At 69.3% G+C, this 22,922-nt stretch carries 25 protein-coding genes; 12 read left to right on the top strand and 13 right to left on the bottom strand.

Features of this window, described 5'->3' with window-relative positions:
* Window positions 1–120 precede the first annotated feature (120 nt).
* The 5 genes from VB739_RS12475 to VB739_RS12455 are packed head-to-tail and all read right to left on the bottom strand — an operon-like array spanning window position 121 to window position 6,392.
* Window positions 121–936 (bottom strand): inositol monophosphatase family protein, encoded by an 816-nt coding sequence (locus tag VB739_RS12475; RefSeq protein ID WP_323357375.1) that lies wholly within the window; start codon window positions 934–936, stop codon window positions 121–123.
* Complete coding sequence (locus tag VB739_RS12470; protein ID WP_323357374.1) at window positions 933–2,327, bottom strand: BCD family MFS transporter; 1,395 nt, start codon at window positions 2,325–2,327, stop codon at window positions 933–935. Before VB739_RS12470 ends, VB739_RS12475 begins: the two co-directional genes overlap by 4 nt.
* A 6-nt stretch (window positions 2,328–2,333) precedes the next feature.
* Window positions 2,334–4,043 (bottom strand): TolC family protein, encoded by a 1,710-nt coding sequence (locus tag VB739_RS12465; protein ID WP_323357373.1) that lies wholly within the window; start codon window positions 4,041–4,043, stop codon window positions 2,334–2,336.
* A gap of 26 nt (window positions 4,044–4,069) precedes the next feature.
* The gene (locus tag VB739_RS12460; RefSeq protein ID WP_323357372.1) at window positions 4,070–5,464 is read right to left on the bottom strand and encodes a TIGR03279 family radical SAM protein; all 1,395 of its coding nucleotides are present in this window, start codon (window positions 5,462–5,464) and stop codon (window positions 4,070–4,072) included.
* A 55-nt stretch (window positions 5,465–5,519) separates the two neighbouring features.
* Window positions 5,520–6,392, bottom strand: a complete 873-nt coding sequence (locus tag VB739_RS12455; RefSeq protein ID WP_323357371.1) for an undecaprenyl-diphosphate phosphatase — start codon at window positions 6,390–6,392, stop codon at window positions 5,520–5,522.
* Window positions 6,393–6,463: 71 nt separating this feature from the next.
* On the opposite strand from VB739_RS12455, the gene VB739_RS12450 reads away from it, so the two are divergent.
* From VB739_RS12450 to nadB, 3 genes are all read left to right on the top strand, one after another.
* A complete protein-coding gene (locus tag VB739_RS12450) occupies window positions 6,464–7,222 on the top strand; it encodes a DUF3120 domain-containing protein (protein ID WP_323357370.1) in 759 nt (252 codons plus the stop codon).
* A 131-nt stretch (window positions 7,223–7,353) separates the two neighbouring features.
* Window positions 7,354–7,731: a photosystem II complex extrinsic protein PsbU gene (gene psbU / locus VB739_RS12445; protein WP_254989990.1), complete on the top strand. Its 378-nt coding sequence runs from the start codon at window positions 7,354–7,356 to the stop codon at window positions 7,729–7,731.
* 193 nt (window positions 7,732–7,924) lie between these two features.
* Window positions 7,925–9,568, top strand: coding sequence for an L-aspartate oxidase (nadB, locus tag VB739_RS12440; RefSeq protein WP_323357378.1), 1,644 nt, complete (start codon window positions 7,925–7,927; stop codon window positions 9,566–9,568).
* Window positions 9,569–9,578: 10 nt separating this feature from the next.
* On the opposite strand, the gene VB739_RS12435 is transcribed toward nadB, so the two are convergent.
* On the bottom strand, window positions 9,579–10,511 hold the full coding sequence (locus VB739_RS12435) for a vitamin K epoxide reductase family protein (RefSeq protein ID WP_323357377.1): 933 nt from the start codon (window positions 10,509–10,511) through the stop codon (window positions 9,579–9,581).
* 125 nt (window positions 10,512–10,636) lie between these two features.
* Between VB739_RS12435 and rimO the strand changes: the two genes are divergently transcribed.
* Both rimO and VB739_RS12425 read left to right on the top strand, forming a co-directional pair.
* On the top strand, window positions 10,637–12,031 hold the full coding sequence (rimO, locus tag VB739_RS12430) for a 30S ribosomal protein S12 methylthiotransferase RimO (RefSeq protein WP_323357369.1): 1,395 nt from the start codon (window positions 10,637–10,639) through the stop codon (window positions 12,029–12,031).
* Window positions 12,028–13,257, top strand: coding sequence for an MFS transporter (locus VB739_RS12425; protein WP_323357368.1), 1,230 nt, complete (start codon window positions 12,028–12,030; stop codon window positions 13,255–13,257). Before rimO ends, VB739_RS12425 begins: the two co-directional genes overlap by 4 nt.
* Here the strand turns inward: VB739_RS12425 and VB739_RS12420 are convergent.
* Window positions 13,244–13,363, bottom strand: coding sequence for a cytochrome b6-f complex subunit 6 (locus VB739_RS12420; RefSeq protein ID WP_323357367.1), 120 nt, complete (start codon window positions 13,361–13,363; stop codon window positions 13,244–13,246). The genes VB739_RS12425 and VB739_RS12420 overlap by 14 nt on opposite strands.
* Window positions 13,364–13,530: 167 nt before the next feature.
* Between VB739_RS12420 and VB739_RS12415 the strand changes: the two genes are divergently transcribed.
* Together VB739_RS12415 and VB739_RS12410 are read left to right on the top strand one after the other, a co-directional pair.
* A complete protein-coding gene (locus VB739_RS12415) occupies window positions 13,531–15,141 on the top strand; it encodes a B12-binding domain-containing radical SAM protein (RefSeq protein ID WP_323357366.1) in 1,611 nt (536 codons plus the stop codon).
* A gap of 75 nt (window positions 15,142–15,216) precedes the next feature.
* Entirely contained in the window at window positions 15,217–15,702 is a 486-nt protein-coding gene (locus VB739_RS12410; RefSeq protein WP_323357365.1) for a hypothetical protein, read from the top strand.
* A gap of 22 nt (window positions 15,703–15,724) precedes the next feature.
* On the opposite strand, the gene VB739_RS12405 is transcribed toward VB739_RS12410, so the two are convergent.
* Both VB739_RS12405 and VB739_RS12400 read right to left on the bottom strand, forming a co-directional pair.
* Window positions 15,725–16,108: a DUF4346 domain-containing protein gene (locus VB739_RS12405; protein ID WP_323357364.1), complete on the bottom strand. Its 384-nt coding sequence runs from the start codon at window positions 16,106–16,108 to the stop codon at window positions 15,725–15,727.
* Window positions 16,071–17,300, bottom strand: a complete 1,230-nt coding sequence (locus VB739_RS12400) for a GNAT family N-acetyltransferase (protein WP_323357363.1) — start codon at window positions 17,298–17,300, stop codon at window positions 16,071–16,073. Before VB739_RS12400 ends, VB739_RS12405 begins: the two co-directional genes overlap by 38 nt.
* An 80-nt stretch (window positions 17,301–17,380) precedes the next feature.
* On the opposite strand from VB739_RS12400, the gene VB739_RS12395 reads away from it, so the two are divergent.
* A complete protein-coding gene (locus VB739_RS12395) occupies window positions 17,381–17,821 on the top strand; it encodes a hypothetical protein (RefSeq protein WP_323357362.1) in 441 nt (146 codons plus the stop codon).
* Here the strand turns inward: VB739_RS12395 and VB739_RS12390 are convergent.
* Together VB739_RS12390 and VB739_RS12385 are read right to left on the bottom strand one after the other, a co-directional pair.
* Window positions 17,803–18,513 (bottom strand): RibD family protein, encoded by a 711-nt coding sequence (locus VB739_RS12390; RefSeq protein WP_323357361.1) that lies wholly within the window; start codon window positions 18,511–18,513, stop codon window positions 17,803–17,805. The two genes, VB739_RS12395 and VB739_RS12390, sit on opposite strands and share 19 nt — an antisense overlap.
* Entirely contained in the window at window positions 18,510–19,472 is a 963-nt protein-coding gene (locus tag VB739_RS12385; protein ID WP_323357360.1) for a 6-carboxytetrahydropterin synthase, read from the bottom strand. Before VB739_RS12385 ends, VB739_RS12390 begins: the two co-directional genes overlap by 4 nt.
* 63 nt (window positions 19,473–19,535) lie before the next feature.
* Between VB739_RS12385 and VB739_RS12380 the strand changes: the two genes are divergently transcribed.
* Complete coding sequence (locus tag VB739_RS12380) at window positions 19,536–20,135, top strand: shikimate kinase (protein WP_323357359.1); 600 nt, start codon at window positions 19,536–19,538, stop codon at window positions 20,133–20,135.
* A 15-nt stretch (window positions 20,136–20,150) separates the two neighbouring features.
* Here VB739_RS12380 and VB739_RS12375 read toward each other — a convergent pair whose 3' ends face one another.
* Together VB739_RS12375 and VB739_RS12370 are read right to left on the bottom strand one after the other, a co-directional pair.
* On the bottom strand, window positions 20,151–20,411 hold the full coding sequence (locus tag VB739_RS12375) for a chlororespiratory reduction protein 7 (RefSeq protein WP_323357376.1): 261 nt from the start codon (window positions 20,409–20,411) through the stop codon (window positions 20,151–20,153).
* A 59-nt stretch (window positions 20,412–20,470) separates the two neighbouring features.
* A complete protein-coding gene (locus VB739_RS12370) occupies window positions 20,471–21,190 on the bottom strand; it encodes a glutathione S-transferase family protein (protein WP_323357358.1) in 720 nt (239 codons plus the stop codon).
* Window positions 21,191–21,265: 75 nt separating this feature from the next.
* Here VB739_RS12370 and VB739_RS12365 point away from each other — a divergent pair, with 75 nt between their 5' ends.
* From VB739_RS12365 to VB739_RS12355, 3 genes are all read left to right on the top strand, one after another.
* Complete coding sequence (locus VB739_RS12365) at window positions 21,266–21,472, top strand: DUF751 family protein (RefSeq protein ID WP_323357357.1); 207 nt, start codon at window positions 21,266–21,268, stop codon at window positions 21,470–21,472.
* Window positions 21,473–21,474: 2 nt separating this feature from the next.
* On the top strand, window positions 21,475–21,891 hold the full coding sequence (rbfA, locus tag VB739_RS12360; protein ID WP_323357356.1) for a 30S ribosome-binding factor RbfA: 417 nt from the start codon (window positions 21,475–21,477) through the stop codon (window positions 21,889–21,891).
* Between the two features lie 8 nt (window positions 21,892–21,899).
* The coding region (locus tag VB739_RS12355) for a glycoside hydrolase family 3 N-terminal domain-containing protein (RefSeq protein WP_323357355.1) at window positions 21,900–22,922 on the top strand (1,023 nt) is incomplete at its 3' end.

The following is a 22,922-nucleotide window of genomic DNA, read 5'->3' as shown; positions in this document are numbered from 1 at the left end:
GCGGCGCGTCGCCTCCCGGCGACTCAGAAAACTTACAACACCGTCGGCTCGCGCCTCTCGATCCCGTAAGCCTGCTCCCCGCTCGAGCTCTCGCTCTCTGGGGCGCAGTCCAAAATCATATCACCTGAATGGCTGAGCTTTCGTCTCAAGCGCTTCTGCCCAGGGCATGAAGCGCTCCAGGGTCTCCTGGCGGTTGGCCACCAACACAGGGAAATCCGTCTGGGACTGGTCAGTTCCGGCCTGCAGCCCTTGTGGCGTTGGTCCGAGCCAGCGCAGGGGACAGCCCAGTTCCTCCAGCACCAGCCAGGCCGCTGCCAGGTCCCAGATCTTCGGTGTGGCCTCCAGGGCCGCCATCGTCTGCCCCATGGCCACCGACACCAGGTTCAGGCTGGCCACGCCCAGCAGGCGAATCTTGCCGGGGAATGGACGGTGCGGCAGCTTCTGAAGCACCCGGATCGATCGGCTGCAGAGGGAGGCGCAGCCGGCGTTGTGCAACTGCTCGGCCGGGGGCGGGATGGGCTTGCCGTTGCGCCAGGCGCCCTGTCCCCGAATGGCCACAATGCGCTGACGCAGGGGCGGCACTTCGAGGATCGCCAGCACCGGCACTCCGGCCTCGAAGCGGGCCATCGAGATCGCCCAGTAGGGAATTCCGGCGGCGAAGTTGGTGGTGCCATCCAGGGGATCCACCACCCAGTACGCCGGCGTGGCGGGCACCTGCTGCCGGCCTTCCTCGCTGAGCACGCCCTCCCCAGGGAACAGCTCCGCCAGCCCCGCCACAAGAGTGGCGTCACTCCAGCGATCACACGCGGTGATGAAGGAGCCATCCGCCTTCAGATCGGGCTGGCTGTGACCGAAATCAGCGCGTTGTCGCTCAGCCACCCGATCGATCAGAGCCTCCAGGCGGGGATCGAGCCGGTACGGGGAAAGGGATGTCATCCGAGTTCCAGCTCCAGGACCTGGCTGAGGCTGCGGGAGGTGTCCTCCCGGAACTGGCGCACATTGACACGGGCCAGCAGCACCAGGGCCGCCAGGGCCACCAGCAACTCCACGCCCAGCACGAGGGCGAAGGGCCCGTAGGGACCATCCCCCAGCGGCAGGGCTCGGCCGATGTCGTAGAGCCCGCCGCCGAGCAACTTGCCGATCGCCCGCGAAAGGGCCTGGGCCAGGCCCCAGACCCCGACAAAGGTGCCGGCGGCCTGGGGCAGGGTGAGGTCGAGCATCAGGCACAGGGCGCTGTTGGTGCCGATGCCGGCCGCCAACCCGAACAGCACCATCACGGCCTGCAGAAAGGGGATCCTGGCCGTCAGACCCGCCACGAGCAACAGCAGCAGGGACAGGGCGATCAGTTGGCAGCCGAGCCGGGCGGTGGCCATCTTGCCGAGCCGCGGCACCACCCACAGCCCAGCCAGCAGCAGGCCCACCAAGGTGCCGACACCCCAGAAGGCGTTGAGCTGGGCCGTGGCGGCGATCGGCATGGCGAAGACCTGGGCGCCGTAACTCTCAAGCACCGGATCCTGCAGGAACAGCGCCAGGGTGAACAGGATCAGGAAGGAAAAGAAGATCAGCACCTGGCGGCTGGAGGTGATCAGGGTCCAGGACTGCCGCAGGCCGATGGCGTCCTCCCGCCTGGGGGCTGTCCCGTCGGTGCGCTCACGCAACGGCGACTCCATCCCCCAGGTGGCCACCACGGTGAGAAGCATCACCACCGCGGCCACGATCGTCATGAAGCGGGACAGGGCTGCCTGCAGCACCCGTGGGTCGTTGACCCCGTCAAGGGAGCGCAGGCTCACGCCGATGGCGACCGCGCCGATGACGATGCCTACGGTGAGCATGCACCAGATGATGCTCACGGCCCGGGGCCGTTCCAGTTCGCTGGTGCGGTCGATGACCAGGGCCAGATAGGGGGTGGTGGCCAGGGAAATCGCCAGGCCGTAGAGGGCGAACAGGCCGCAGAGGGCCGCGATGCCAAGGGCGAGGCCGGGCTGGCTGCCGTCCTGCAGCAGGCGTCCCACCTGGAAGATCAAGGGCACCGACAGCACCGCCAGCAGGCAGAACGCCGCCGTGCCGATCAGCACGTAGGGAACCCGGTGACGGGACGCCAGGGGATGGGCATCGGAGATCTGGCCGAACAGCACCCGCGATGGGGCCACGAACTGCTCAAAGGCCAGGGCGCCTCCCACCAGCAGCCCTGGAAAACCCAGCTCGCTGAGCATGATCCGGTTGAGCAGACCGGAAAAGATCACCGCCAGGCAGCCAAGACATCCCTGGAAGAGTCCGAGGCGCACGGTGGCGGGGAGAGTCAGACCGGAGCGGAGATGGGTCGACAACGGGCGTCAGGACCCCGGCGGCATGGCCTCGCGCCCGATCGGGCTGCCGGCACGGCAGGCCGGAATCAGGGGCTGGGGCTCCACCGGAACCTGAGACGCGCCAGGTGCCCGGGGACTGGTGGCCGGCAGGTTCTGGCTCTGGCACAGGCCGACCTGGTCGAGACCGGTGAAGCGCCGCAGCCGGGCCAGGGCTTTGTTGTAGTCGGAGATGGCCGTCGACCAGCGCACTTCCGCCTGGGTGAGGTCGCGCTGGGTGTCCACCACCTCCCGCTGGGTGGTGACGCCGGCCTGGAAGCGCAGGCGGGCCAGACGCAGGGATTCCCTGGTGGAGATCACCTCCCGGGAGGTGGTGGTGATGTTGCGGTTGTTCTTCTCCAGCTCATAGAAGTTGGTTTCCACCTGCTGGCGGATGGCGTCGCGCTGCTGGGCAAACTGATACGTGTTCTGCTCCGCAACCTGCTTCTGGCGGCGGTAGTTGGCCCGGGCGGCGCCACCATCAAACAGGGTCCAGTTGAGGTTCAACCCCACTGTGTTCTCAACCGACCAGCCCTCGTTGCCGAAATTGACACCAGGGGTATTGCGGTTGGCGAACTGAACACCCCGGGTACGGCCACCCGTGAGGCCATAAGCGATGTTCAGGAACGGCTGGACCCGCCCCAGTGCCGTGTTCGCCTCGCTGTTGGCGATGGAGATGTTGAGCAGAACATTGTCGAGCTCCTCGCGGAACGCGTAGGCGGCAATGATGCTTTCCTGCAGCGAGGGCAGCCAGGACCCCACCACCCGGGAGGGCTCCTTGGAGGTGGGCGTCACGTCCTGGGGAAGATCCAGCAGGGAGGCGAGGGCGCGGCGGGCGATGGCCTGATCGGACAGACCCTGGGTCAGCACCTGCTGATCCCTGGCCAGCTGGGTTTCCGCCTCCAGCACCTCCAGCTTGGTGGCCACCCCGGCCTGGAACCGGGCCTTGGCATCCCGCAGGCTGACCAGGGACGAACGCACCGATTCCTGGCCGATGCGAACCGTTTCATCGGAGACCTGGAGGTTGAAGTAAGCCTCGGCCGCCTCCAGGCGCCGGGACCGCAGACCGATCAGGTACTGGTTCTTGGCCTGCTCAAACCTGTCACGGGCTGCGGCGATCTGCGGCGTGCGCGTGGGGTTGATCAGGCCCCAGCTGGCCTGGAGCACCGCCTGCATCCGCCAGATGCTGGTGATCGTGTTGCCGGCTTCCTGGCCGGTGCCCGTGAAGGCGCTGCTGAACTGCTGCCCGCCGGTGTAGGTGGGAAGGTTGTTCGCATTCAGGGAGATCGTGGGATACCAGAGGGCGATCTGGGCCCGCAGGGCCGACTGGGCCTGCTCCACCTGGCTGGCGATCGCCTTGAGCTCGGGGTTGTTGACTTCAACCAGGGTTTCCACATCGGCCAGGCCGAGGGGCCGCAGTTCCCGGATGCGCACCTGGGAGGGCTTGACCGGCAGGGCCAGAGGGTTGGGAGCCCGGAGATCCTGCAGCCCCGGTGGCAACTCCTTGGCGGCTGGAGCCAGCACGCTGGGGTTCGATTTCGGCCGCGGTCCCTTCACCTCCGGGGCCAGGGGCAGGGCCTCGGGGGCTGGAAGGGTCGGGCTGGCGGGAGCCGTAGCAGGCTGGGCCCGCAGCGGCAGTGCCTGAAAGCCAACCGACGGGAGCACCACCAGTGCCGCGAGCAGGAGTGGTTGGCGCCTCACGTTGGACCATTCGCTTCCGCCCGAGCTTAAGCACCTCCCCGTGGGGTGCCGAGGCAGGCGGCCACCAGATCGTCCGCACCCCCCAGCAACCGGACCGGCACGGGCAGGCGAAGGCGCAGGTCGGCGAGCGTGGTGTCATCGAGAAACACCTCCTCCCCCTCCCGCAGCATCACCCTGGGCAGCAGCAGTTCCTCGCCCAGGTCACGGCCGGCGAGCCCCTCGATCAGGTCCGAGCCCGTGAGCAGTCCGGTGACCACCTGGTCCTGGCCCCAGTAGGGACTGGGCAAGCCGTTGAGCAGCAGCTCCAGCCCCTCGACCTGGTTGAGGCGCTCCACCACCGGCTGCAGCGCCTCGGCCACCAGCCGGCCCACCACCCAGCTGCAACGGCGGCCGGTGGCGATCCGGCTCGGCAGATCTTGAGTCGCCCCCTCCAACTCCTCGAGGAAGGCGCGGATGCTGCCGACGCCGTTTTCCTGCTGGGGCAGATCCTCGTAGCTGGCCCGGGGCGGCAGGGGCTGGCCGGCGATCAGGAACCACTCATCGGAGAGCCAGGCGAAACGGCTGCCAATGCTGCCCTGGAAGATCCGCTGCAACCGCTCCACCCGGGCGATCACCTCCAGGGCCGTGGTGGGGTCGACCGGACGCAGCGCATCGCCATACGGGCGGAACCGCGTCAGGCCCACGGGAACCACGGCCGTGGAGAGCACCGCCGGCCAGGGCCCGGTGGCGAAGCGCGCCAGGTCGTTGAGGGTCCGCTCCAGGGCCTCGCCATCGTTCAGCCCCGGACACACCACCACCTGGGCGTGGATCTGCAGGCGTCGCTCGGCGAACCAGGCCAGCTGCTCCAGCAGCAGGCCGGCCCGCGGGTTGACCAGCAGGCGACTGCGCAGTTCCGGGTCGGTGGCATGGACCGAGACGAACAGGGGGGAGAGGCGCTGCTCCTCGATCCGGCTCCAGTCGGCCGGGGTCAGGTTGGTGAGGGTGAGGTAAGAGCCGTAGAGAAAGCTGAGCCGGTAGTCGTCGTCCTTGAGGTACAGGCTGCCGCGGCGCCCCGGCGGTTGCTGGTCGATGAAGCAGAAGGGGCAGTGGTTGTTGCACTGGCGCAGGCCATCGAACAGGGCTTCGCTGAAGCCCAGCCCCAGCCCTTCGTCCAGGTCCTTCTCCAGCTCCACCACGTGCAGGGTGCCGTCGGGGTCCTCCACCTCCAGCACCAGCTCCTCCTCCCCCTGCAGCACCTGGACGTCAATCAGATCCCGCGGCCGGACCCCGTTGATGCTGCGCAGGCGATCACCCGGCTGAAAGCCCAGCTCCTCAGCGATCGAGCCGGGTTCCACCGTGGCCACCACGGCGGGCTGGGGTTGGGTGGCGGGCCCGGCAAGGGCAGCGGGCCCGGCGAGGGCAGAGGAGGGCTCCTTCCACACGGGGGTTACGGCGAGGGCGTCAGGGATCGGGTTCCAGTGTGGCGGCCCTGCCCGCTCAGGGGGTGACCCCCTCCAGCCCCCGGAACCCCATCAGGATCACCAGACCGAACAGCAGCCGGTAGATCACGAAGATCCAGGTGCTGTTCTGCTGCAGGAAGCGGAGCAGCCAGGCGATCGCCAGCCAGGAGACCACCGCCGCCGCGGCGATGCCGACGAGCATCGGAATCACACCACCGTTCTCGACCGAACCGAAGGCCGACTTGAGCTCCACCAGCCCGGCCAGGGTGATGGCGGGAATGCCGAGCAGGAAGGAGAAACGCGCCGCGTCGGCCCTCTGCCAGCCATCAAACAGCGACGCCGTCAGCGTGCTGCCCGAGCGCGAGACGCCCGGAATCAGGGCCAGGGCCTGGGCCAGTCCCACCAGCAGGCCATCCCGGGGGGTGACGGCCCCGAGCAGGCGGCGACGGCGGCCCACCAGTTCGGCCACCGCCAGCAGCAGCGCCATCACGATCGAGACGATGGCGATCGAGGTCAGGCTGCGCAGAGGTGAGGTCTCGTAGCCGGGCAGCAGCACCTTGACGGCCAGACCGGCCAGCAGGATCGGCACCGTGCCCAGAACAATGGCGACTCCCAGCCGGGCCGACGGATCCTTCCACTGGCCATGGCGGAAGGCGCGACTCACACCGCTGCCCACCTCGGCCAGATCCTTGCGGAAATAGCCGAGCACGGCGGCGATGCTGCCCAGCTGGATCACAGCCGTGAACGCCACCCCGGGATCTCCCCAGCCGAGGAGCACCGGGACCACCTTGAGGTGGGCGGTGCTGCTGATCGGCAGGAACTCCGTCAGCCCTTGAACGATCCCCAGAACGAGGGCGTGCCAGCAGGCCTCGACCAGGGGCAGGGAGGCGGCCGTGGCGACCAGCGGCATGGGGAGAGCCGATACTGCGGCTGACCCTATGGCCGGACGGGCCACGGAAGCACCCCCCACTCCCTTTAAGGTTGCACAACTTTCTTCACAACCAGGTGCTCGGGGTCCCACCCACCCTTTCGACTCGCCCCCCGGCCCTGCCGGGGCTGAGAATCGCTGCTGTCGCACCGGCCCTCCCGGCCGTGGCGGTGCTGCCCCTGACGGCCGCCCTGCTGGTCACCGTGCCGGTGTTCCTGCAGGCTCCCTGGGTGCGGTCTGCGCCGATGGCGGCGGCCCTGTTCACCCTTCCCCTGCTGGCCCTGGCCCTGGTCCTGGAGCGCCGGGGCCAGGGCCAGTGGCAGCAACTAGGCGTGCTTCTGGTGGGCTTCTGCGGCAGCTGGCTGGGGGGCTGCCTGTTCTGGGGCTGGTTCCGGCTTCACCCGGTGATGCATCTGCCCATTGAGGCCTTCGCCCTGCCCCTGGCGGTGGCGGGCCTCGGGGGCCGCTGGCGACTGGCGGGAGCCTTCTACCTCGGCTCCCTGCTCGGCACCGCCTGCACCGATGGGGTCATGGCCGCCGCCGGACTGATGGACCTCTGGCCCCAGGTTCTCAACGCTCCTCTGTCCGAGGCGCCGCTGCTGCTGCAGGGTGCCGCCATCCAGGTGCTGCATCCCTGGCCCCTGGCTCTGGTCGGCCTGACGGCCAGCCTGCTGGTGTTCGTCTGCCGGCGCCTCTGGACCCTTGGAGGGACTTGGCGGGTCACCGCCGCGGCCCTGGGCACCACCCTGGCCGTCGACACCCTGTTCCTGGCCGCGGCCTTGGTGGCCCCCCACCTGAGCGGCCTGATCTGAAGATCTGCAAAAGCGGAGCCTCCTGCGGGGGCAGACCAGGGGGCTGTCTGTAACCTTTCACGGGTGGTCTGCCGATCACCGCCCTGTCCCTGCCAGGGTCCCCTGGTTCTTTCCCTAAACGGAGTGTCGTGATGAAGCGGCTGCTTGCCTGGTTGATGAGTGGTGTGGTCCTGGCCGGTCTGCTCATGACCCTGGTTCTGCCCGGTGCCGCCCTCGCCGCGGAGCGCCGCAACGAGATTGACGACAAGCTCGCCGAGAGCGTCGGCAAGGTGGATCTCAATAACGCTTCGGTTCGCCGTTTCCAGCAGTACCCCGGCATGTACCCGACCCTGGCCGGCAAGATCGTTCTCGGTGGTCCTTACGACAGCGTCGACGACGTGCTGGCGCTGGACCTGACCGACCGCCAGAAGGAGCTGTTCAACAAGTACAAGGGCAACTTCACCGTGACCCCGCCCGCGATCGCCCTCAACGAAGGCTTCGATCGCATCAACGACGGCGTCTACCGCTGAGCCCTCGCACAGCACGGAGGTCCCTGGCGGCCCCAGCCAGAACCACCCTCACCTGATCACCCTCTGCGAACCGCCGTCACAACGGCGGTTTTTTTGTGGCCGGCAGGATGGCCGCCGCCCTTCCCATAGGCTCTCCACCACAAGGCACGGTGCAACGGGGTGAAGCAGCCGCTTGGATGAGCCGGATCCGCGCATGGCCTGCCACTGGGATGTGGTGGTGGTTGGCAGTGGCGCCGCAGGCTTGATGACCTGCCTGGAGTTGCCTGCCCAGCTGCGGGTGCTGCTGCTCAGCAAATCCAGCAGCCCGCCGTCGGCCAGTCGCTGGGCCCAGGGCGGTATCGCCGCCGTGACCGGAGCCGACGACAGCTTCGCCAGCCACATCGCCGACACCCTCAAGGCCGGAGCCGGCCTCTGCGATCCCGAGGCGGTGGACGTGCTGGTGCGGGAAGCGCCGGCTTGCGTCGAGCGGCTGGTGCAACTGGGCATGGACTTCGATCGCACCGCCCAGGGCCTGAGCACCACGCTCGAAGCCGCCCACAGCCACCGCCGGGTGCTGCACGCCCAGGACCGCACCGGCGGCGCCCTGGTGGATGCCCTGGAGCGGGAGGTGCGGCGCCGGCCTGGGCTGGAGCAACGCAAGGGCATCCCTGCCCTGCAGCTGTGGGTGGAAGAGGGCCGCTGCGTCGGACTGCAGGTGCTCGAAGGCAACCGCCTGCGCTGGCTGAGGGCCGGTGCGGTGGTGCTGGCCAGCGGCGGCGGCGGCCATCTGTTTGCCCACACCACCAACCCGACCCAGGCGAGCGGCGATGGGGTGGCGATGGCCTGGAGCGCCGGGGCCAGGGTGCGGGACCTGGAGTTCGTGCAGTTCCACCCCACGGCACTGATGTTGCCGGACGCCCCCCATTTCCTGATCAGCGAAGCCGTGCGCGGCGAGGGGGCGCGGCTCTTCGACGCGGCTGGCCGCTCTCCAGTGGCGCAGCTGGAGGGGGGCGACCTGGCCCCCCGCGACCAGGTGAGCCGTGCCCTGGCCCGTTGCATGGCCGAGCAGGGGGTGACCCACCTGTGGCTCGACCTGCGGCCGGTGGGTCGCGAACGGCTGGACCGCCAGTTCCCCACCATCCTGCGCCGCTGCCGTGAGCTGGGGCTGTCGCCCTGCGACGCCCCGATCCCCGTGGCGCCGGCCGCCCACTACTGGATGGGAGGCGTCGACACCGACCTGCAGGCCGCCACCAGCCTGAGCGGCCTCTTCGCCGTGGGGGAAGTGGCCAGCACCGGGGTGCACGGGGCCAACCGCCTGGCCAGCAACTCGCTGATGGAATGCCTGGTCTTCGCCCGCCGGCTGCGCCATCTGACCCCCCAGCCCCTCCCGCCGAAGCCGCCGGACACGGCTGCCGCGGCCCCGGGGCTCAGCCGGGCTGAGGTGCAGGCAAGCCCGGACGAGGCCAGCCTGATCGCGGCCATCGGCAACCTGCGACGGTTGTGCTGGCAGGTGGCCGGGGTGGAGCGGCGCGGGGTCGATCTGATCGACGCCCTGCGCCAGGTCCGCAGCCAACGCTCAGGCCATGAGCGGTCGCCCCTGCTGCGCCGGGCCCACGATCTGCCGCCCGATCAGGAGCTGCAGCTGACGCCGGACCAGAACCGCCACCTGCTGCTGTTGCAGGACCTGCGCCAGCGGCTGGTGCTGGCGGAGCTGCTGATGGAGGCCGCCGCCTTCCGGGTGGAGAGCCGGGGAGGCCATCACCGCACCGATGCCCCGACCCCCCAACCGTTCTGGCGGCGTCACACGTTGCAGGAACGGGGCCGATCCCCCTTCACAGGTCCGGTGGGTCAGACCTGAGGCGCACCCCTCAGTTGGCGGGGGCTGCAGGGTCCTTGAAGCCGCTCATGGCGGCGAGCTGGGCGAGGGTCTTCTGGCCGGAATCCAGCTTGCCCTTGATCTCCCAGGTGGGGAAGCCCTGGATGTTCTTGCTGGCGCAGAGCGCCGCCTGACTGTTGCGGCCATCAGGCGCGCACTCAATGATCTTGAGCTTGGCCGTGGCCTCCTTGCCGAAGAGTTCCTTCTGGTCGTGGCAATGGGGGCACCAGTAGGCCGAATACATCACGGCGCCGGAAGCGGTGAGGTGCTCGGCGAGGGCCAGGGTGGCCGGGGTGCTGGCGGCGACCACCGGGATCGGTAGGCCCGGGCCCGTGGTGGCCTCGGGGCGGTTGAGCGACGTGGCCCAACCGAGCCCGATCAGGCCAACGGCCAGGGCGGTGAGCACGCCGCGGAAGATCAGGGCGCCGGTGTCTTCCCATTCCCCGCCGATCAGGCTGAGCACAAACAGCGACAGGCTGATGAGCGCCGACATCAGACAGAAGGTGCAGAAGGCCTTGATCTGGAAGGCCATCACCCCGACCAGCACCAGGCTGAAGATCGCCATGCCGGCGCTGAGCAGGAACAGACCCCACCAACTGAGGCCATTGACGCGGGTGCGGGCCTCACCCTTGAGCACCAGCGGCAGCAGCGCCATCACCAGCACCGAGCCGTAGGCCAGAAGACCGAACAGGGACAGGGGCTGGCCGAAGACACTCCCCCAGGGGCTGTTGAGCACCTTGTCGCAGCCCTCGGCCCCACCAGGGCAACTGAGGCTGCCGATCACCCCCCAGCGATTCAGGGTGATCGATCCGGTGTCGATCACGCCGATGGTGGCCAGCACGGCCATCACCACGCGTACCCAGCGCCGACCCGGCTCGGGTCGGCGACGCGTCGTGAGGCGGCTGGCGAGGCGGGTGGAAGTCACAGGCACGGTCGTGTCGTGGGTCGATTCTCGCAGCCACAGGGGCTTGCATAGGGTGGACATCGGCGTTTGCGCCCACTCCCTTGGTGCCGGCACGTCGGCCCGTTTCCCCTTCCACCCGCAGCAGCATGTCCCCCCAGCCCAGCAGAGAACGGCCCACCGTGGCCTTCACCCACTTGGGTTGCGAGAAGAATCGCGTGGACACCGAGCACATGCTCGGCCTGCTGGCTCAGGCGGGCTACGGCGTCAGCGCCGACGAAAGCGAGGCCCGGGTGGTCGTGGTGAACACGTGCAGTTTCATCCAGGACGCCCGCGCCGAATCGGTGCGAACCCTGGTGGAACTGGCCGAGCAGGGCAAGGAACTGATCATCGCCGGCTGCCTGGCCCAGCATTTCCAGCAGGAACTGCTCGACTCCCTGCCGGAGGCGCGGGCGATCGTCGGCACCGGCGATTACCAGCACATCGTGGAAGTGCTGAAGCGGGTCGAGGCCGGCGAGCGCGTTAACAAGGTCAGCGCGGTGCCCACCTTCGTGGGCGACGAACATCTGCCCCGCTACCGCACCACCTCCGAGGCGGTGGCCTACCTGAAGGTGGCTGAGGGCTGCGATTACCGCTGCGCCTTCTGCATCATCCCCAGGCTGCGGGGCGACCAGCGCTCCCGCACGATCGAATCGATCGTGGCCGAGGCCCACCAGCTGGCCGCCCAGGGCGTGAAGGAGCTGATCCTGATCAGCCAGATCACCACCAACTACGGGCTGGATCTCTACGGCAAGCCGCGCCTCGACGACCTGCTGCGGGCCCTCGGGGAGGTGGAGATTCCCTGGATCCGGGTCCACTACGCCTATCCCACCGGCCTCACCGAGCCTGTGCTCGCCGCCTACCGGGACGTCCCCAACGTGCTGCCCTACCTGGATCTCCCCCTGCAGCACAGCCATCCGGAGGTGCTGCGAGCCATGAACCGTCCCTGGCAGACCGGGGTCAACGGCGCCCTGCTGCAACGCATCCGCGAGCAGCTCCCCGACGCCGTGCTGCGCACCACCTTCATCGTCGGCTTCCCCGGCGAAACCGAGGCCCATTTCGAGCATCTGCTGGCGTTCGTGGCCGAGCAGCGTTTCGATCACGTGGGCGTCTTCACCTTCTCCCCCGAGGAGGGCACCGCCGCCGCCGAACTGAGCGACCCCGTGCCGCCGGAGATCGCCAGCGAGCGGCGGGACAGGCTGATGGCCCTGCAGCAGCCGATCGCCGCCGATCGCAACAGCGCCTGGGTGGGCCGGATCGTGGATGTGCTGATCGAACAGGAGAACCCCTCCAGCGGCGAGATGCTGGGCCGCTGCGCCCGCTTCGCCCCCGAGGTGGATGGCGAGGTGCATGTCAGCCCCGGTGAGGGTGGACTCTGCGCCGCACCCGGGACGATGGTGCCGGTGCGGATCACCGCGGCCGACACCTACGACCTGCGCGGCGTGGTGGTGGGGGCCGGCGCGATGGTGCGCGAGGCCCAGGCCGCCACGCGGAGCCGGGCTTGAGATCCGGCAGCGGAGACGCTTGGCTGCAACGGCACCAACGCCCCCTCTTCCTGCTCGCCTCCGGCCTGAGCACCTCCGGATCCTTCGCCGGGCTGACGGCCAAGGGCTGGATCCTGATGGCCGGCACCGGCAACCCACTGCTGCTGGCCCTGCACTTCGCCGCCCTGGCCCTGCCCAGCCTTCTGGTCAGCGGCCGGGCCGGGGTGCTCACGGATCGGCTGGGCTGCGAAACCATGCTGATCCGTTCCCAATGGGGACTGTTCGGCGGCGCGGCCCTGGGGGCCCTGGCCATTCCCCTGCTGCAGGGGCCAGGACAGGTGGTCCTGCTGCTGCTGAGCACGCTGGTGGTGGGTGTGTCCAGCTCCTTTGAGCTCACAGCGCGCAGCAAATACTGCTCCTTGCTGGTGGAACGGCCGGAGCAGGTGGCGCCCTATCTGGCCAGTTTCTCGGTGGTGTTCAACGTCGGCAAGCTGGTGGGACCTCCGCTGGGGGGCTGGCTCGTGGCCCTCTCCGGACCTGCCATGGCCCTGGCGATCGATGCGGCGTCGTACCTGTTGCCGATCGCCACCGTGATCTGGCTGCTGCGGCCCCACCGGGAACTGGAGCAGCGCAGCGCCGGGGGTGAAGGGGCCAGCCTCGGCGCCGCCTGGCGCGACTGCGGCTCCACCCTGCGCCACGTGCTGCGCTTCACCACCGTGGCTTGCCTGGTGGGCTTCTTCCATCCGGGCCTGGCCCCCCTGATCGCTGCCGAAGTGATCGGGCCCTCGCCGCAGGCCCTCGGCCTGTTCACCAGCGTGCTGGCCGCCGGCAGCATTGCCGGCGGTGTGGTGCTGCAGCGCAACAGCCTGGCCCTGAGCGAACGGCCGGTGCTGCTGCTGGGGGGCTGCGCCGTGCTGGTGGCCCTGGCCCAGCTGGGCATGGCAGCGGCCACAAGGGGCACGGCGGCCCTGGCGATGGCCCTGTTGATCGGAGCCGGCACGGCGGGCCTGCTGGCCGGCTCGAACCTGATCCTCCAGGTGGGGGCACCCATGGCCCTGCGCGGCCGCATGGCCGGTCTGGGGCAGATCGCCTTCCTGGGTGGCGGCGGGGTGAGTGGCCTGCTGGCCGCCACCCTGGCGATGAGCCTGGGACTGCCGGCCACCTTCGCCCTGCTCGGTGGCCTGGGGCTGGTGGTGGGGGTGCTGGAACTGGGGCGCAACGGGGCGCTCAGGCTCAGATCAGCCTGACGCCCTTGAGCACGACGGTGGCCAGGAAGGCGGCGGTGAGCCCGCCACCGACGAGCGCCAGATACATCACCACACCCACGGCCGCTGCTGCGAGGAACGGGATCATTACAGCAGAGGATCCGCCCCCTCCCACCCCCATGGCCCGGGAGGAGGCGGTAGAACGAGCCGACATTTCCCGAAACCTCCTAGGGTTGCGGCGCAGCGGAACCTGCTCAAGACTCCCCTTCCACTGCCGCGCAATCGCCCACGGCCCTTCCACAACACACCTGAAGCATGCGCACCCTCTTCGTCTATCCCGAATTCCCGAAGACGTTCTGGAGCTACGAAAAGATCCTCGAGCTGGTGAACCGCAAGGTGCTGCTTCCGCCGCTGGGGATGGTCACCGTGGCGGCGCTGCTGCCCCAGACGTGGGAGATGAAGCTGGTGGATCGCAACGTCCGGGAGGTGACCGAAGCGGAGTGGAACTGGGCGGAACTGGTGGTGATCTCCGGGATGATCGTCCAGAAGGCCGACATGGCCGCCCAGATCGCCAAGGCGAAGCAGCGGGGTCTGCCGGTGGCGGTGGGTGGCCCCTTCGCCAGTTCCACCCCGGACGCCCCTGAGCTGCAACTGGCTGATTTCAAGGTGCTCGACGAGGGGGAGATCACCCTGCCGATGTTCATCGAGGCGATCGAGCGCGGTGACCGCCAGGGGCGTTTCAGTTCCGAGGGTGAAAAGCCGGACGTCACCGGCACCCCCATTCCCCGTTTCGATCTGCTCGAACTGGACGCCTACGACTCCATGTCGGTGCAGTTCTCGCGCGGCTGTCCGTTCCAGTGCGAGTTCTGCGACATCATCGTGCTCTACGGCCGTAAGCCCCGCACCAAGACACCCGCTCAGCTGGTGGCGGAGCTTCAGTACCTGTACGACCTGGGCTGGCGCCGCTCCATCTTCCTGGTCGACGACAACTTCATCGGCAACAAGCGCAACGCCAAGTTGCTGCTGCCGGAGATCAAGACGTGGCAGATCGCCCACGGCTATCCGTTCAGTTTCGCCACCGAAGCGTCGGTGGATCTCGCCTCCGACGAGGAAATGATGCTGATGATGGCCGAGGCCCGCTTCGACAGCGTCTTCCTGGGCATCGAGACCCCTGATGAGGCCAGCCTCCAAACCGCCGGCAAGCTGCAGAACACCCGTAGTTCCCTCGAGGAATCGGTCGACCGGATCACCTCCTACGGCATCCGGGTGATGGCCGGCTTCATCATCGGCTTCGACGGCGAAAAGCAGGGCGCCGGCGATCGGATCGTGGAATTCGTCAGCCGCACCGGCATCCCCGCCGCGATGATGGGCATGTTGCAGGCCCTGCCGAACACGGGTCTCTGGCATCGACTGGAGAAAGAGGGCCGTCTGGTGCAGGAGAAAACCGACGCCAAGGGCGTCAACCAGACGAACCTGCTCAACTTCGTGCCCACCCGGCCGATCCGCCAGATCGCCAATGAGTACGTGGATGCCTTCTGCCGCCTCTACGAACCCAACGCCTACATCGATCGGGTCACGCATTACTACCTGAAAATGGGCCAGCCCCGCTGGCAACAGTTCGTGCCGGCGGCGGCCTTCGGCAAGGCCAGCCTGCCCAGCTGGACCGACATCCGTGCCCTGCTGATCGTGATCTGGCGTCAGGGCCTGAAGCGCGACACCCGCGGCCGTTTCTGGCGTTCCCTGCTCACCATCGCCCGCCGCAACCCCAACAACCTCGAGCAGTTCCTGGTGACCCTCGCCCACAACGAGCACTTCCAGGAATACCGGGGTGTGGTGACCCGCGAAATCCAGGACCAGCTCGCCGCCCTGCCCCCGGAGCCGCCGGAAGGGTCCCGCGCCACCAGCCGCGAACTTCAGCCTGCTTAGGTCGGAGTACGTTTGATCTGCTGCCTCTGAGGCGCAGTGATGCGGCAATCACCAGACGCGAACCCTGGGCTCACCATGCTTTTCGCCCTGGTGATCATCGGCGGCGTGGGCCTGCTGGTCCTGGCGTTGAGTCGCTGGGACAGCATCGGCCCCCAGTCGATGATCTGTCGCCATCGCGATGATCCCAAGGGACAGATCGATTTCAGGGTGGATGTGGGCCAGGGGGATGACCGTGTCCGCTTTGCCGACGGCCAGACCCTGCCGGTGAAAACCTCCCGGGATCGGATCACCTTTCTGGAGAAGGAGTCCAACAACTTCCACCTCTCCGACAATGACGGTGATGAGGTCGCGATGGGACACGCCCCCACCAAGGAGCAGCTCCCCGGCATCGCGGCGCTGAAGCCGCCGATGGTGATCCATCCGGACCACGGCCACGACGTGGAGCACCACACCACGATCGACCGTCGGGCCCTCACCTTCCAGGAGAACGCCATGCAGAAAGGCGGTGGGCGCGGGGACTTGATGATGGATGGCCGCTGCCGTCTGATCGCGGCCAGCTGAGTCGCTCCGCGGCCGGTCCCGCCTAGTCCTGCACGTAGGGCAGGCCCTGTGCCAGGCAGAGCTCGGCCTTCTGCAGCTCCCGGCCCAGGTAAAGGGCATGGTCGAGCCGTGACAGGGGCTGGGGCCCCTCTGCCTCGGTGAGGGCGATGCCGAGCTCCTTGGCGGTGCGGCCCCGGTAGGTGGCCAGCGGCGAGCGCGGGTCGCTGGCCCGGCAGCTGATCACCTCGCCGGTGTCGGGATCGGTGGCCAAGCCCCGCTCATCGATGCCGTTGGCATAGTGCTCGGCCACCAGCTCACCGGCGGCGGCATCCACTTTGATCAGGAAGTAGCCCGACGGGTCGAGGGCGATGAAACGCTGCGAGAGCGCCTCATCCAGGCTCAGGCGTGGGTGCGGGTCTCGGTGCATGCGGGGGATCGTAGGCAGCGGTGAAGGGAAGCTCCGCGTTCATCGCCGCGATCGCCTGGTGCATCTCCTGGTTGGCGCCCGGCAGCCACTCCCGCAGGATGGTGTCGAAGCGGGGGTGGTACCAGCGGTGCAGGCTGGCCCGGGGCTGGGCCACGAAGCCGCGGCGCCGTTTGTGGCTGCCGCCGGCCCCGGGATCAAAACTTTCCAGGCCCCGGGCGATGGCCCAGTCGATCGGGGCGTAGTAGCAGACCTCAAAGTGCAGGTTGTCGAGCTCAATGTCACTGCCCCAGTAGCGGCCCCAGAGGCCGGTGGCATCGTGCACGCAGAGCGACATCGCCAGGGGCTGCATCGGCTCGCCCCGATGGGCACTGAACAGCACCAGGTGCTGGCGCAGGTCGGTGGCGGCCGCCTGGAAGAAGGACTCCGTGAGGTACTTGCTGCCCCAGGGTCCCCAGCGGCTGCAGTGCTGTTCATAGAACCCGTGCATCCGCTCCAGCAGCGGCGGCGGGATCTCCTCTCCGGCCAGGGGCGTGACAGTCAGACCCGCCTCTGCCACGGAGCGGCGCTCGCGGCGGATGTTGCGCCGCTGGTTGGCATTGAAGCTGGCCAGATAGGCCTCGAAATCCGCATGGCCGGGGTTGCGCCATTCGCTCTGCTGGTTGATCCACAGCGCACATCCGGCCGCCTCCGCCAGAGGCTGCCAGGCCGGATCCACGTAGAGGAAGTTGCAGCTCAGGATCTGCTGCCGCCGGCAGAAGCTGTCGATCTCGTTCAGCATCAACGCCGTCAGGGCAGCGGCGTCCTCGTCCGGGGCCACATGGAAGCGGTAGCCCTGCACCGGACTCACCGGGCTCATGCCCACAAGCTTGGGGTAGTAACGCAGCCCGAGCTGGCCGGCGAGCTGGGCGAAGGACTGGTCGAAGACGAATTCCCCGTAGCTGTGGCCCTTCAGATACAGGGGCGCCAGGGCCACCAGCCGCCCCTGGCGCCAGAGCCCGAGGTGGCAGGGCTGCCAGCCCTGGCGGGGCACGATGCTGCCGCTGGCCTCCAGATGGTGCAGCCAGCGCCAGCCGTAGAAGGGGCGATCCAGAGGGGATCCCGGCGCCCCGCGATCGTCCCCCACCAGGGTCTGCCACTGGTCTTCGGGGATCTCCTGCGTTGCCTGGTGCCAGCGGACTTGCAGCTCGGCCATGGCCGGTGGCGACGCAGGGGGACGGGGCAGGCGCAAAACTAACGGTTGATTCCCTGCGACCGAGCGTCCTTCCCCCCGCCATGGCCAAGCCCCTGCGGATCCTGATGCTCCTGACGGCCGCCACCGCATTGCTCCTGCCCCAGCCGCCGCCCGCCAGGGCCGGGCTGCTGCGACCGGTGCTGATGCTGTTGCGTCCCCAGCTGGAGAACCAGTTGACGCGGGTCTGCGTGGAGACGGCCTCCGCCGGACGGGCGGATCTGGAGAAGAGCCTGCTGGATCCCTGCCGCAAGCTGGCGGTGCCCACCAGCAAGTGCCTGATCGAGGAGACCGACAACAGTGGCAGGAGTCTGGGGGTTCTCACAGAGATGGTGAGCGGCCGCTTCGGCGATGACAGCGAGGCGGTGGTGAAGCGCTGCCTGGCCCGGATGTTTGGCCTCCCCACCGACAGCCTGCGGGACATGCCACTGCGGGAACTCGGCAAGCGTTTCGGCAGCTTCGGCCTTCAGGAGGTCGCGCCCTGATCCCCGGGGCGCCGCCAGCGCAGCAGCAGTTCGTCCCCCGCCAACGCCCGGTGCTCCACCAGCCGCCAGCCCGCCCGGGCCTCAGGGGCCACCACGGACCCGGCCGGCAACCAGCCATGGGGGCCCCCGAGCAGCCGGGGACAGACCGTGAGCTGAAGTTCATCGAGCAGGTTCTCGGCGGCCAGCGAGGCCGCCAGCCGCGCCCCCCCCAGCACCACGAGCCGCCGCAGTCCCAGCCCCCCCAGGGCCTCCAGGGCCTGGCACCAGCTCTCCAGGGGCAGGTGGTGCTCGAAGCCCTCGGCAGGGGCGCCGGGGGGGGGCGGGGAGGCCTGAAGCAGCCAGCGGGCCAGGGGCTGGCGGAAGAAGGGCAGATCGGCAGGCAAGCGGCCGCTACGGCTGACCGCGATCGCGATCGGCTGGGCGGAGCGACCCTGGCGGCGGCGGGCCTCGAGCAGCGGGGGCCGGTGGATCAGGCAGGTGCCACCGTGGTGCCGCAGGGTCTGGGCCCCCACCAGGGCGGCATCAGCCCAGGCGAGCGCCTCCTCCAGCACCTGCCGGTCACCCGTGCCACCCAGTTGGGCGGCCCCGCCTTCGGCAGGGGCGAGGCGACCATCGAGGCTCACCGCCAGCACCAGACGCAGCTCAGGCCGAAGGCCGGCCCCCAGGGGCGCCGCGGCCGCGGCCGGACTCAAACGGCCGCGAGGGCTTCCAGGGCCGCCGGCAGCATCTCCAGCTGCGGCGTCTCGGCGAAGACCTCGGCGGCGTTGTTGGGGCTCTCCTGCAGCCGCACTTTGTGCAGCCGGGCGCCGGTGGCGGCGATCGGGGCGCTGAGCAGGTCGGCGATATGGAGCGCGATGTTCTCGGCCGTGGGAACGCAGCCGGCGAAGTGCTCCACGTCCTTGTTCAGGAAGGTGTGGTCGAAGGGCTCCACCACCAGGTCGGCCACCAGCTGCTGCAGCTCGGCCAGGTCACAGACCATGCCGGTGCGCGCATCGATCGGACCCCGCACGGTGACATCGAGCAGGTAGTTGTGGCCATGGCCGTGGGGGCGGGCGCACTTGCCGTAGATGGCCTCGTTTTCGCTCTGGCTGAGCTCGGGCCTGGCCAGGCGGTGGGCCGCGGCGAAATGGGTGCGGATCGAGAGAAAGGCTTCCATGGGATCGATGGTGGGACCGCAGAGCACGTCGGCCCAGAGGTTGGTTTGCTCGTGAAGCCGCAGGGCCACCAGCGGCAGATGGGGCGCCAACCGCTCGCGGATGGCCAGCAGCAGGGCTTCGGTGGTGGGCAGCCGCCCCTCGGGCCGGGAGAGGTCGAACTCGGGCCAGACGTCGTTGAGGAAACGGAAGTCGAGGGGGTCACTGACTTCCCGGCGGATGGCGTGCTTGACGTCCGAGAGGTTGAGCACCATGCCGTCGCCATCGAGGGGACCGCCCATCGCCACGGTGAGCTCGTAGTTGTGGCCATGGCCCGGAGCCAGGCTGCAGCGGCCGAAGCGACGGGCGTTCTCGGCCTCGTCCAGCTCCGGCAGCCGGTAAAGGTGGCTGGCACTGAAGGTGGCCCGGCGCGTGATCACACAGGGCCTGCCGCGCCCGTGGGCGCTGATGGTGGGGGAAGCTGCCGCGGGAGAGGCGGTCAACCGGGTTGCGGTCATCGCCGAGGCCCAGGGGACGCCCATCCTAGAAACGGGGTCAGGACCGCCGACGACCGCGCCCCCATGGCCCCTGACGCCGCCACTTCCCCGAGCCACCGCGCCCTGGCCCGCCGCCTTGATGGCCTCAACATCTACCTGGTGGGAATGATGGGGGCCGGCAAGAGCGCCGTGGGGCGGCCACTGGCCGAGGCCCTCGGCTATCGCTTCATCGATGCCGACGCCACCCTGACCGAGGCTGCCGGTCGGCCGATCGCCGAGATCTTCAGCAGCGAGGGCGAGGAGACCTTCCGTGCTCTCGAGACCAGCGTGCTCAATGGCATCGCCAGCTGGCATTCCCTGGTGGTGGCCACCGGCGGTGGCGCTGTCACCCGGCCGGAGAACTGGGGTCACATGCGCCAGGGGGTGGTGGTGTGGCTCGATGCCCCCGAAGCGGAGCTGCTGCGGCGTCTGGCCGCCGATCCCACCCGGCGGCCCCTGCTTGACGCGCCCGATCCCGCCGCCCGCCTGCAAACCCTGCTGCAGGAGCGCCGGCCGCTGTACGCCCAGGCCGACCTGACCGTGGTGCAGGACGGGGGCCTGCCCGCCGCGGTGGCGCTGCAGGTGCTGGAGGCCCTGCCCTCGGTGCTGCGCGACCCCTGCCAGCCCCCTCAAGCCCCTGACTGAGTCCCAGCAGCTCCCTCAGCCGCGGGGCTCCAGCCGCACCGCGAACCATTGGATCGAACATCCCGGCGCCAGCTCCAGCTCGCAGGCGGTGTCGATGAGCCGGCCGGCCCTGGCTTCGGGATCGGCCAGATCGGCCAGGTCGGCAGGTGGATCGCCCAGGGCCTCCACATGACCAGCCAGCCAGAGCAGGGTTTCGGCTGCGGTGAGGATGCGTTCGTCCTGGCCGGGCTCCAGCACCACGAAGTGGTCGAGCTCCCGCAGCAGCGGATCGGACAAGGCCAGGACTTCGACGGAGCCCATCCTGGCGGGTGCGAGGCCCGATGCGTTGCCGGGCCTCAGTCCCGACCCACCTCGGCGAGCACCCGGTCCCGCCAGGCGAACAGGGGCTCGAGCACGGGGTTGTCGGCGATGCCTTCGACGCCCCTCCCCGCCAGGGGGGCGCCGGCACAGACGGGGAACTTCAGCAGGTACAGCTGGGCCGCGACGGCGAGGTCGGCCAGGGTGAGGCCATCGCCCTCCAGGTAGGGGCGCTGGGCCACCAGCAGGGCGAGCTGCTCGAGGCTGCGGTGCAGTTGCCGCACCTCACAGGGCCCGAGCAGATCACGCATCGCCTCGGTGGCGGAGCCGAGCAGGCCACCCGGCAAGGCCCCCACCAGATCGCGCAGGGGCGCCGGGGTGGCCTCGGGCAGCAGGGCCGCCCGCAGCACCGGGTCGCCGACCGCCGCCTGGAGCAGGGCCAGTCGGGCGCCCCGGGCCAGGGCGGTGTCAGCCCAGTCCTCCAGCAGCAGCACCCTGGCGCGGGCGAGCGGATCGGCCGGCAGCAGGGGCGGCTGGGGGTGGGTGGCCTCCAGATGCAGGGCAATGGCGGTGGAATCGGCGATCACCTCGCCCCCATCCACCAGCACCGGCACCTGCCGCTGACCGGAGAGACGGAACAGCTCCAGCTGCCCCAGGCCTGGGGTCACCTCGACGATCGTGGCGTCGAGACCCTTGCGGGCCAGCAGCAGTCGCACCTTCTCGCAAAAGGCGGAATGTCTGAACTGATGCAGTTCCATGGGCCCTCCAGGGCGACTGAGCGTGGGCCTGGGCGGCAGAGTAGCCAGCATCCGACCGGGACCGCTACCGAGGCCATGAAAGAGTTTTTCGTCAATGTCACCCGCTATCCGCGCTATCTGATCGCCTTCAGCCTGGGGGTGTTCAATTCGGTGTTCGAGCCTCTGGCCCGGCGGCGCAGCAACCCGGTCACGGCGGTGGCCCTGGTGGGGGCCCTGATCAGCGGCATGGTCAGCCTCACCCTGGTGCTGCGTGCGATGGTGCAGCTGGGCCCGGTTTCGTAGTCATGGCACAGAGCCGACGGGTGGAACGGGTGGCGGCCCTGATCCGCCGGGAAGTGAGCGAGCTGCTGATCAGTGGCATCAAGGACGAGCGGGTCCAGCACGGCATGGTGAGTGTCACCAGCGTCGAGGTGGCCGGCGATCTGCAGCACTGCAAGATCTTCGTGAGCATCTTCGGCAGCACCGAGGATCGCGAGGTGGCCTTGGCCGGCCTGCAGGCGGCCTCCGTCTACGTGAAGGGGGAACTGGGCCGCCGCCTCAAGATGCGCCGCACACCGGAGGTGGCCTTCGTCCTCGACCGGGGCCTGGAGAAGGGCAACACGGTGCTGGGGCTGCTGCAGCGCCTGGAGGCGGAACGGCGCGAGCGCGGTGACGGTGAGGGCCCCGCGGGTCCCGCGGGCGACACCGACTCCGAGGCCTGACCCGCCCCATGGCCCCGTCCATCGACCCACGCCAGGCCCTGGATCGCGCCGTCGCCGCCCTGCTGGTGGTTCGGGCCAGCGGCCATCCGGCCGATGGCCAGAGGCGCTATCCCCGCTGGGAACTGGACAACGCCACCCTGCAGCGCCTGCTCAAGCGTGGGGTGGGCGGCGTGATCCTGCTGGGGGGCAGTGCGGGCGAATTGCGTCTGCGCACACGCCAGCTGGCGGCCTGGGCCAGCGAGCCCCTGCTGCTCTGCGCCGATGTGGAGGAGGGGGTGGGTCAGCGCTTCGAGGGGGCCAGCTGGCTGGTGCCGCCCCTCGCCCTGTCGCGGATTCATGCCACCGACCCCGCCCTGGCCCTGGATCTGGCCCGGCGCTACGGGGCCTGCACGGGCCGGGAGGCCCGCCAGCTCGGGCTCAACTGGGTGCTCGCGCCGGTCTGCGATGTCAACAACAACCCAGCCAACCCGGTGATCAACGTGCGGGCCTGGGGGGAGGACCCGGCCACCGCCGGTGCCCTGGCGGCCGCTTTCTGCCGTGGCGCCCAGGCTGAAGGGGTGCTCACCTGCGCCAAGCACTTCCCCGGGCACGGCGACACCGCCAGCGACTCCCACCTGGAACTGCCCCTGCTGCCCCACAGCCGCGCCCGGCTGGAGGCCGTGGAGCTGCCGCCGTTCCGCGACGCCATCGCCGCCGACGTGGCCGCGGTGATGACCGCTCACTTGCTGCTGCCGGCCCTCGATGCCGAGCACCCGGCCACCCTGTCGCGGGCGGTGCTCACGGGGCTGCTGCGCCAGGAGCTCGGCTTCGAAGGGCTGATCGTCACCGACGCCCTGGTGATGGAGGCGATCGCTGGCCGCTACGGCGCCTCACAAGCCGCCGTGCTGGCCCTCGAGGCGGGGGCCGACCTGGTGCTGATGCCCGGCGATGCCGAGGGGGCGATCGACGCCATCGTGGCGGCCGTCCACAGCGGCAGGCTGAGCCTGGAGCGGCTGCAGGCCAGCCTGGAGCGGCGGCGCCGGGCCCTGGGG

The sequence above is a fragment of the Cyanobium gracile UHCC 0281 genome, from assembly GCF_034931305.1.
In the GTDB taxonomy this organism is placed as follows: Bacteria; Cyanobacteriota; Cyanobacteriia; order PCC-6307; family Cyanobiaceae; genus Cyanobium; species Cyanobium gracile_A.
The sequence above is the reverse complement of the archived record's forward strand: the minus strand, read 5'-3'. Positions and strand labels throughout refer to the sequence as shown.

What these genes read in the sequence shown, in the direction of transcription:
- VB739_RS12475 (WP_323357375.1), bottom strand. Translation starts at nt 936, where the DNA reads ATGACATCCCTTTCCCCGTACCGGCTCGATCCCCGCCTGGAGGCTCTG.
- VB739_RS12455 (WP_323357371.1), bottom strand. Translation starts at nt 6,392, where the DNA reads ATGCCGCTGGTCGCCACGGCCGCCTCCCTGCCCCTGGTCGAGGCCTGC.
- psbU (WP_254989990.1), top strand. Translation starts at nt 7,354, where the DNA reads ATGAAGCGGCTGCTTGCCTGGTTGATGAGTGGTGTGGTCCTGGCCGGT.
- nadB (WP_323357378.1), top strand. Translation starts at nt 7,925, where the DNA reads ATGGCCTGCCACTGGGATGTGGTGGTGGTTGGCAGTGGCGCCGCAGGC.
- rimO (WP_323357369.1), top strand. Translation starts at nt 10,637, where the DNA reads ATGTCCCCCCAGCCCAGCAGAGAACGGCCCACCGTGGCCTTCACCCAC.
- VB739_RS12420 (WP_323357367.1), bottom strand. Translation starts at nt 13,363, where the DNA reads ATGATCCCGTTCCTCGCAGCAGCGGCCGTGGGTGTGGTGATGTATCTG.
- VB739_RS12415 (WP_323357366.1), top strand. Translation starts at nt 13,531, where the DNA reads ATGCGCACCCTCTTCGTCTATCCCGAATTCCCGAAGACGTTCTGGAGC.
- VB739_RS12410 (WP_323357365.1), top strand. Translation starts at nt 15,217, where the DNA reads ATGCTTTTCGCCCTGGTGATCATCGGCGGCGTGGGCCTGCTGGTCCTG.
- VB739_RS12405 (WP_323357364.1), bottom strand. Translation starts at nt 16,108, where the DNA reads ATGCACCGAGACCCGCACCCACGCCTGAGCCTGGATGAGGCGCTCTCG.
- VB739_RS12400 (WP_323357363.1), bottom strand. Translation starts at nt 17,300, where the DNA reads ATGGCCGAGCTGCAAGTCCGCTGGCACCAGGCAACGCAGGAGATCCCC.
- VB739_RS12395 (WP_323357362.1), top strand. Translation starts at nt 17,381, where the DNA reads ATGGCCAAGCCCCTGCGGATCCTGATGCTCCTGACGGCCGCCACCGCA.
- VB739_RS12385 (WP_323357360.1), bottom strand. Translation starts at nt 19,472, where the DNA reads ATGACCGCAACCCGGTTGACCGCCTCTCCCGCGGCAGCTTCCCCCACC.
- VB739_RS12380 (WP_323357359.1), top strand. Translation starts at nt 19,536, where the DNA reads ATGGCCCCTGACGCCGCCACTTCCCCGAGCCACCGCGCCCTGGCCCGC.
- VB739_RS12370 (WP_323357358.1), bottom strand. Translation starts at nt 21,190, where the DNA reads ATGGAACTGCATCAGTTCAGACATTCCGCCTTTTGCGAGAAGGTGCGA.
- VB739_RS12365 (WP_323357357.1), top strand. Translation starts at nt 21,266, where the DNA reads ATGAAAGAGTTTTTCGTCAATGTCACCCGCTATCCGCGCTATCTGATC.
- rbfA (WP_323357356.1), top strand. Translation starts at nt 21,475, where the DNA reads ATGGCACAGAGCCGACGGGTGGAACGGGTGGCGGCCCTGATCCGCCGG.